The following is a 6294-nucleotide window of genomic DNA, read 5'->3' on the forward strand; positions in this document are numbered from 1 at the left end:
ACCGGTCCGCCGCCCTCGCCCTGCACGACGTCACCCGCGACGACGAGGCCCTGGCCCTGCGGATCCCCAGCGACGGCAGCCAGCGCGACCTGCGCGCCGTCCTCGACCGGCTGGACGCCACCGGCATCGAGGCCGACGAACTCACCGTCCACACCCCCGACCTCGACGACGTGTTCTTCGCCCTGACCGGCGGCACCGACCAGTCCAAGGAGACCGTCCGATGAGCTCCCTCTCCCTCGCCGTGCGCGACTCCTCCACGATGCTGCGCCGCAATCTCCTGCACGCCCGGCGCTACCCGTCACTCACCCTGAACCTGCTGCTCACCCCGATCGTCCTGCTGCTGCTCTTCGTCTACGTGTTCGGGGACGTGATGAGCGCGGGGATGGGCGGCGGCGCCGACCGCTCCGCGTACATCGCCTACGTCGTGCCGGGCATCCTGCTGATGACCATCGGTGGCACGGTGGTCGGGACGGCGGTGTCCGTCTCCAACGACATGACCGAGGGCATCATCGCCCGCTTCCGCACCATGGCGATCCACCGCGGGTCGATCCTCGTCGGACACGTCATCGGCAGCGTCCTGCAGTCGGTCGCCAGTGTCCTCCTCGTGGGCGCCGTCGCCGTGGCCATCGGCTTCCGCTCCACGGACGCCACCGCCCTGGAGTGGCTGGCCGCCTTCGGGCTGCTCGCGCTCGTCGCGCTGGCGCTCACCTGGATCGCGGTGGGGATGGGCATGGTCAGCCCGAACGCCGAGGCGGCGAGCAACAACGCGCTGCCGCTGATCGTCCTGCCGCTGATCTCCAGTGCCTTCGTCCCGGTCGACGCGATGCCGGGCTGGTTCCAGCCGATCGCCGAGTACCAGCCGTTCACGCCGGCCATCGAGACCCTGCGCGGCCTGCTGCTCGGCCATGGGATCGGGCACAACGGGTGGCTCGCCGTCGCCTGGTGCGTGGCGCTCACCGTCCTTGGTTACCTCTGGTCGAAGTCGGTCTTCAACCGTGATCCGAGGTAGCGCCGGGCGGGCGGGCCGGGGTGGGGTGGGGTACGCGGACACCGCGTCGGCGCACCCCGCCCTGGTGGCCCGTGGCCGGGGGCGGCGGCCGGCGCGGCGCCCCCTCGGCCGCGCCGCCCGGGCCGCACCCGGCTGACGCGTCGTCCGGGCTGCGTCACCGGGTCGCGTCACCGGGCTGCGGCGAGGTCCTCGACCAGGCTGGCGGACGGCTGGGGGATCTCGCCGAAGTCCTCGTCCTCGCCGTCCACGACGAGTTGGTTGAGGACGGCCTGCAGCCGGGGCGGGAGGCGGGGGGCGAGACCGTCGTGGCAGCGGGCGAGGATGTCGTGCCGCACCTGCTCGGGGAGCAGCGCGGTGGCGGGGCGGTGGGGTCCGGCGCGGTGCCGCGAGTTCTCGGCCAGGTTCTCCGCCTGGGCGCGCCAGTAGGCGGCGTCCCGCGTCTCGCCCGCCTGCTGGTGGTGCAGGTGGAGGAGGTACGCGGCGGTGGTGCTGCCGGAGCCGGCCGCGAACTGCCACCAGAACTGCGCGGCGTCCACCCGGCCGGTGAGGGCCAGCAGACAGGCGAGGACGAGCGCGCCCTCCGGGTGGATCCGGGACCCGTTGACCAGTTGTTTCAGGGACGCGCCGGCCTGCGGTGCGTTGAGGACCAGGGCGATGGCGAGGGAGAGTTCGTGGGCGGCCTGCTCGTGGGCGGAGGGGAAGGGTGCCGGTGCGACGGTGATCCGCGGCGGCTGCACGGGCGGTGCGGCCGCGGTGCCGGTGAAGACCTCGGTCCGGCCCCCCGTTTCCGTGTCGGTCGGCCAGCCGTTGCAGGCCGGGCCGCCGTCGAGCCAGGAGGTGAGGCCGGGGTGGTCGAGATTGCGGTTCACCGGGACTCCCTGTCCGAGAGGTCGGGCCGGCCGATGGCCTTGGCTATCCGCCGGCGGGCGTGGCGGCGGTTGGACCGCAGGGTGGCGGTCGGCGTGCCGAGGTAGGCGGCGGCCTCGTCGTCGTCCAGGTCGAGGCAGTAGGTGAGGACCATGATGTCGCGTTGGCGCTCGGGTAGGGCGAGGATCGCGGTGAGCAGGCCGATCTGCTCGGGCAGGGTCTCCAGGCTGAGCCGGGCCTGTCGGCAGAAGTGTCCGATCACGGCGTCCATCGCGGCGATCTGCACCGCGGTGGGCTGGCTCTGGGCGTCCAGCCAAGCGCCGAGGTGCTCCTTGAGCAGGCGCCAGGCGTAGGCGGCGGGGATCTCCTGGCGCAGGGCGAGGGACCAGTTGCGACGCAGGTGGGCCTTCATCTCGGCGACGATCAGTTCGGCGGCGCCGTGGTCGGCGCCGACCTGGGTGCGGGCGAAGCCCGACCAGGCCCGCTCGTGGGTGGCGCAGAACGCCTCGAAGGTGAGCCGCAAGCGGGGACCGTCCGGTGCGCTGCTGTCGTTCATGGCTTGCCCTCCCCTGCGCCCGCCCGTCGGGGGCGGCGCCTGCCGGTCGATCGTCATGTCGGTCCTCCTCGTGTCTGCGGTGTGGGGCCACCGAGCCTGAGCGAGGGAACGGTTGAGGCCCCCGTGGAACATGCAAGCGCAGCAGGGGCGGCTGTGTGCAAAGAGAGAATCAAGAATACTGACTGAAAGTAATATGATGAATACGCAGACGATACTGATGGTTCGTCACATGCCGGTGGCATAGCTTGGACCGGTTCAGTGAGGCGCCGGTCGCAGCGGCCGCCGCGCCGGTTGACCGGCATCGGTCGTGGGCAGATGTCTCCACTGAGAGGTGCGCCCTGGCGCGCCTGAGCGCGCGCCGCATGGCGCATGGGGGTGGCGCGGCCCACGGGCCGACACGGCGGGGGAGACAGATGGCGGGGAGCAGGGGAAGTCACGACGGCGTCGAGGTCGATCTGCAGTTGCACCGGGCGCACTCGGCCCGGATGTACGACTACTACCTCGGTGGGACGACCAACTTCGCGGCCGACCGCGAGGCCGCGGGGCAGGCCCTGGCCGTCTTTCCCTGGGCGCCCGTCGCGGCCCGGGCGAACCGGGCGTTCATGCACCGGTCCATCCGCTTCCTGGCCGGTACGGGGATCGACCAGTTCCTGGACATCGGTACCGGCATCCCGACCAGCCCCAACCTCCACGAGGTCGCCCAGCAGGTCAACCCGCAGGCCCGGGTGCTCTACACGGACAACGACCCGATCGTCTTCGCCCACGCCCAGGCCCTCCTGCGTTCCAACCCGGCGGGCCGCACGGTCTACCTCCAGGCCGACGTCCACAAGCCCGAGGCCATCCTGGAGTCCGCGGAGCTGCGGGAGGCCCTGGACCTGGCGCGGCCGGTGGCCCTCAGCCTCGTGGCGCTCCTGCACTTCATCCCGGACGAGCGGCAGGCGCACGCCGTGGTGGACCGGCTCAAGAGCGCGCTCGCCCCCGGCAGCGCCCTCGTGATCAGCCACGGCACGGCGGACTTCGCGCCCGCCGCCGCCGAGCGCGTCAGCCAGGTGTACGCCGCCGCCGGCACCCCGGTGCGGATGCGCGGCCGCGAGGAGGTCCGGAGCTTCCTCGACGGCTGGGAGATCCGCGACCCCGGTGTGGTGGCCACCCACCGCTGGCGGCCCGATCCGGACGGCTCCAGCCCGGAGATCACCGAGGCCGAGGCCTCCGCCTACGCCGCCGTGGCCGTCAAGCCCTGACCGGCGCGTGGCCGCCCGCGGGAGGGGCCGGCCGTGGGAGAGGGCCGGCCGCGGGGCCGGAGAGCGGTGCTGTTCCGGCGGGTGACAGGGGTGTGTCGTGAGCGGTTCCCGGTTCAAGGGATCATTGCCCTGGCACGTTGCGTCGAGACCTCGTGCGAACGCCTTGCAGACGGGCTGATCGGAGAACACATGTCACCCCTGGTACGTCGGCGGACCGGTCGTCGGGTCCTCGCTGTCGCCGCCCTGACCGCGGTGGCGGTCGGCGTCCCCGCGGTGCTCACGGCCATCCCCGCCTCCACGCCGGAGGCGGCCCCGCCCGGCTGGTCCGCCGGGATCCGCTCGTACCTGGTGATCAGCGCACCCGCCGACGTCCACTCCGCCAAGGCCGCCGTGGTGGCGAAGGGGGGCACGGTCTTCGCCTCCTACGACGCGATCGGCGTGGTCGTCGCGCACTCGACCACCGGCGACTTCGCCACCACGCTGCGGGGCGTGCCCGGGATCCAGCAGGTGGGCGCCACCCGCACCGCCGACGTGCCGGCCGACGCCTACGCCCCGGCGGTGCCGGCCGCCCCCGACGAGTCGGACGAGGCCCCCGACGAGACCGTCGGCTGGAACATGAGCCAGATCAGGGCCGACCAGGCCTGGGACGTGACCACCGGCTCCCGCACCGTCAAGGTCGGCGTGCTGGACACCGGTGTGGACGACCTGCACCAGGACCTCGCGCCCAACTTCGACGCCGCCGACTCCGTCTCCTGCGCCTACGGCAGGACCGACACCCGGGCCGGATCCTGGCGCGCCATCGGCTCGCACGGCACCCACGTCGCGGGGATCATAGCCGCGGCCAGGAACGGCGTGGGCGTCGTCGGTGTCGCCCCGGGCGTGGAGATCGCCTCGGTCCGGACCGCGGAGCCGGGCAGCCTCACCTACGCCGAGAACGCCGTGTGCGGGCTCGTCTGGGCCGGTGACCACGGCTTCCGGGTGACCAACAGCAGCAACGAGACCGACCCGTGGCTGTTCAACTGCCCGGACAACCCGGACCAGGCCGCCATCATCGAGGGCGTCAGGCGCGCCCAGGAGTACGCCGAGAGCCGGGGATCGCTCCAGGTCGCCGCCGCCGGCAACGCCAACCAGGACTTCGCCGGAACGCCGACGGACACGTCGAGCCCCAGCGACTCCGAGCCCTTCGAACGGACCGTCACCAAGGCCTGCCTCGACGTCCCCGCCGAGCTTCCGGGCGTGGTGGCCGTCGCCTCCACGGCCGTCGGCGGCGGCTGGGCGTCCTACTCCAACTACGGCGAGGGCGTCATCGCCCTCGCGGCGCCGGGCGGCGACGGTGACGCCGACGTGTACTCGACCGTGCCCGGCGGGGGCTACGGCATGATGAGCGGCACCTCGATGGCCTCCCCGCACGTCACCGGTGTCGCCGCGCTCATCGCGAGCACCGACCCGTCGCTCACCCCGGCCGGGATCCGCGAACGCCTCGCCGCCCAGGCCGACCCGCAGCCGTGCCCCGCCGCGGACACCCGCTGCGTCGGCACCGAGGGTGACAACGGCTTCTTCGGCAAGGGCGAGGTCGACGCGCTGAAGGCGGTCGGCGGCGCCGTCGCCGCCACGCGGCGGCCGGTGGCCGTTGCCGGCGGCTCCCCGGAGTAGCGACCCGCCGGTCAGGGCCGTCCCGGGTGCGGTGCCGGGGGCGGGGGAAGTCGGCCGGGTCGTGGGCGCAGATCAGTCGGACCTCGTCGTGGTGCGCGCGGCGCAGTTCGCGCAGGCGTTCCCGGTTCTGCAGGCGGGCGCCGTTGTCGAACGCCATCATGCGCTGGAAGGCCGTCAGCCCGGGCGGGCGGCGGGGTGCGGCGGGGTCGACGTCCGTCTGCGAGAAGTAGGCGTCGCCGCAGTGCAGCAGCCAGCGGTCGGCCTCCCGGACGGCGACGCCGCAGTGGCCGCGGGTGTGCCCCGGCAGGGGGACGAGCAGCAGGTCGGGGGCCCCGCGCCAGGGCGCCGGGATCGCCCGGAAGTCGTACCAGCTCTCGGTGGCGGCGTCCGGTCGGTGCTCCACCCAGCGCGGACCGTGGGCCCACTGGACCGGGCGGTAGCGGTCGCGTTCCCCGCGGGTCGCCAGGGCCTCGACGGCCCGGAGCTCGTCGGCCAGGACGTGGACCCGGGCGTGCGGGAAGTCGCCGATCCCGCCGGCGTGGTCGGGGTCGAGGTGGGTCAGGACGATGTCGCGGACGTCGCGCGGGTCGTGGCCGAGCGCGCGGATCCGGTGCACCGCGGTGGCGGCCGGCCGGAGCCGGGGCCGGACCGTCCGCAGGAAGGACCGCCCGAGCCGCCGCGGGTCCGCGACGTCAGCGGTCCCGAACCCGGTGTCGACCTGGACCAGTCCGTCCGCGCCCTCCACCAGCAGGCAGTGGGCCGTCAGCCGGCCGATCAGCGGTCCGCCGCTGCCCAGGAGCAGTCGGCCCCCGACGGGGCACATGGTGGCGCAGTTCAGGTGATGGATGGTCATCTCGTCTCCGGTGTCCCGTGCTAGGGCACGTATTCGGTCGTGATCAATGGGTTCGAGTGAGGTCCTTGATCCAGATCATCGCGCCACGGAGGTGGAGGCCGGCGAGGTAGCTTTC

At 73.3% G+C, this 6294-nt stretch carries 4 protein-coding genes and 3 pseudogenes; 4 read left to right on the top strand and 3 right to left on the bottom strand.

Annotated elements, in window-relative coordinates; all coding sequences use genetic code 11:
• A pseudogene (locus ABZ497_RS36200) lies at positions 1-224 on the top strand (ABC transporter); the annotation flags it as partial.
• Positions 221-1009 carry an ABC transporter permease gene (locus tag ABZ497_RS36205; RefSeq protein WP_359812252.1) on the top strand — a complete coding sequence of 263 codons (789 nt, stop codon included), beginning with the start codon at positions 221-223 and terminating at the stop codon, positions 1007-1009. The pseudogene ABZ497_RS36200 and the gene ABZ497_RS36205, both read left to right, overlap by 4 nt.
• Before the next feature lie 167 nt (positions 1010-1176).
• Here ABZ497_RS36205 and ABZ497_RS36210 read toward each other — a convergent pair whose 3' ends face one another.
• Together ABZ497_RS36210 and ABZ497_RS36215 are read right to left on the bottom strand one after the other, a co-directional pair.
• Complete coding sequence (locus ABZ497_RS36210; RefSeq protein WP_359812255.1) at positions 1177-1878, bottom strand: hypothetical protein; 702 nt, start codon at positions 1876-1878, stop codon at positions 1177-1179.
• Positions 1875-2432 carry a sigma factor-like helix-turn-helix DNA-binding protein gene (locus tag ABZ497_RS36215; RefSeq protein ID WP_352293922.1) on the bottom strand — a complete coding sequence of 186 codons (558 nt, stop codon included), beginning with the start codon at positions 2430-2432 and terminating at the stop codon, positions 1875-1877. Before ABZ497_RS36215 ends, ABZ497_RS36210 begins: the two co-directional genes overlap by 4 nt.
• Positions 2433-2845: 413 nt before the next feature.
• Between ABZ497_RS36215 and ABZ497_RS36220 the strand changes: the two genes are divergently transcribed.
• Both ABZ497_RS36220 and ABZ497_RS36225 read left to right on the top strand, forming a co-directional pair.
• Entirely contained in the window at positions 2846-3673 is an 828-nt protein-coding gene (locus tag ABZ497_RS36220; protein ID WP_359812259.1) for an SAM-dependent methyltransferase, read from the top strand.
• A gap of 189 nt (positions 3674-3862) precedes the next feature.
• A pseudogene (locus ABZ497_RS36225) lies at positions 3863-5285 on the top strand (S8 family serine peptidase); the annotation flags it as partial.
• 279 nt (positions 5286-5564) lie between these two features.
• Here ABZ497_RS36225 and ABZ497_RS36230 read toward each other — a convergent pair.
• Positions 5565-6179, bottom strand: a pseudogene (locus tag ABZ497_RS36230) (MBL fold metallo-hydrolase); the annotation flags it as partial.
• Positions 6180-6294 lie beyond the last annotated feature (115 nt).

Origin of the sequence: Kitasatospora sp. NPDC005751 (assembly GCF_040630835.1) — a bacterium.
Classification (GTDB): Bacteria; Actinomycetota; Actinomycetes; order Streptomycetales; family Streptomycetaceae; genus Kitasatospora.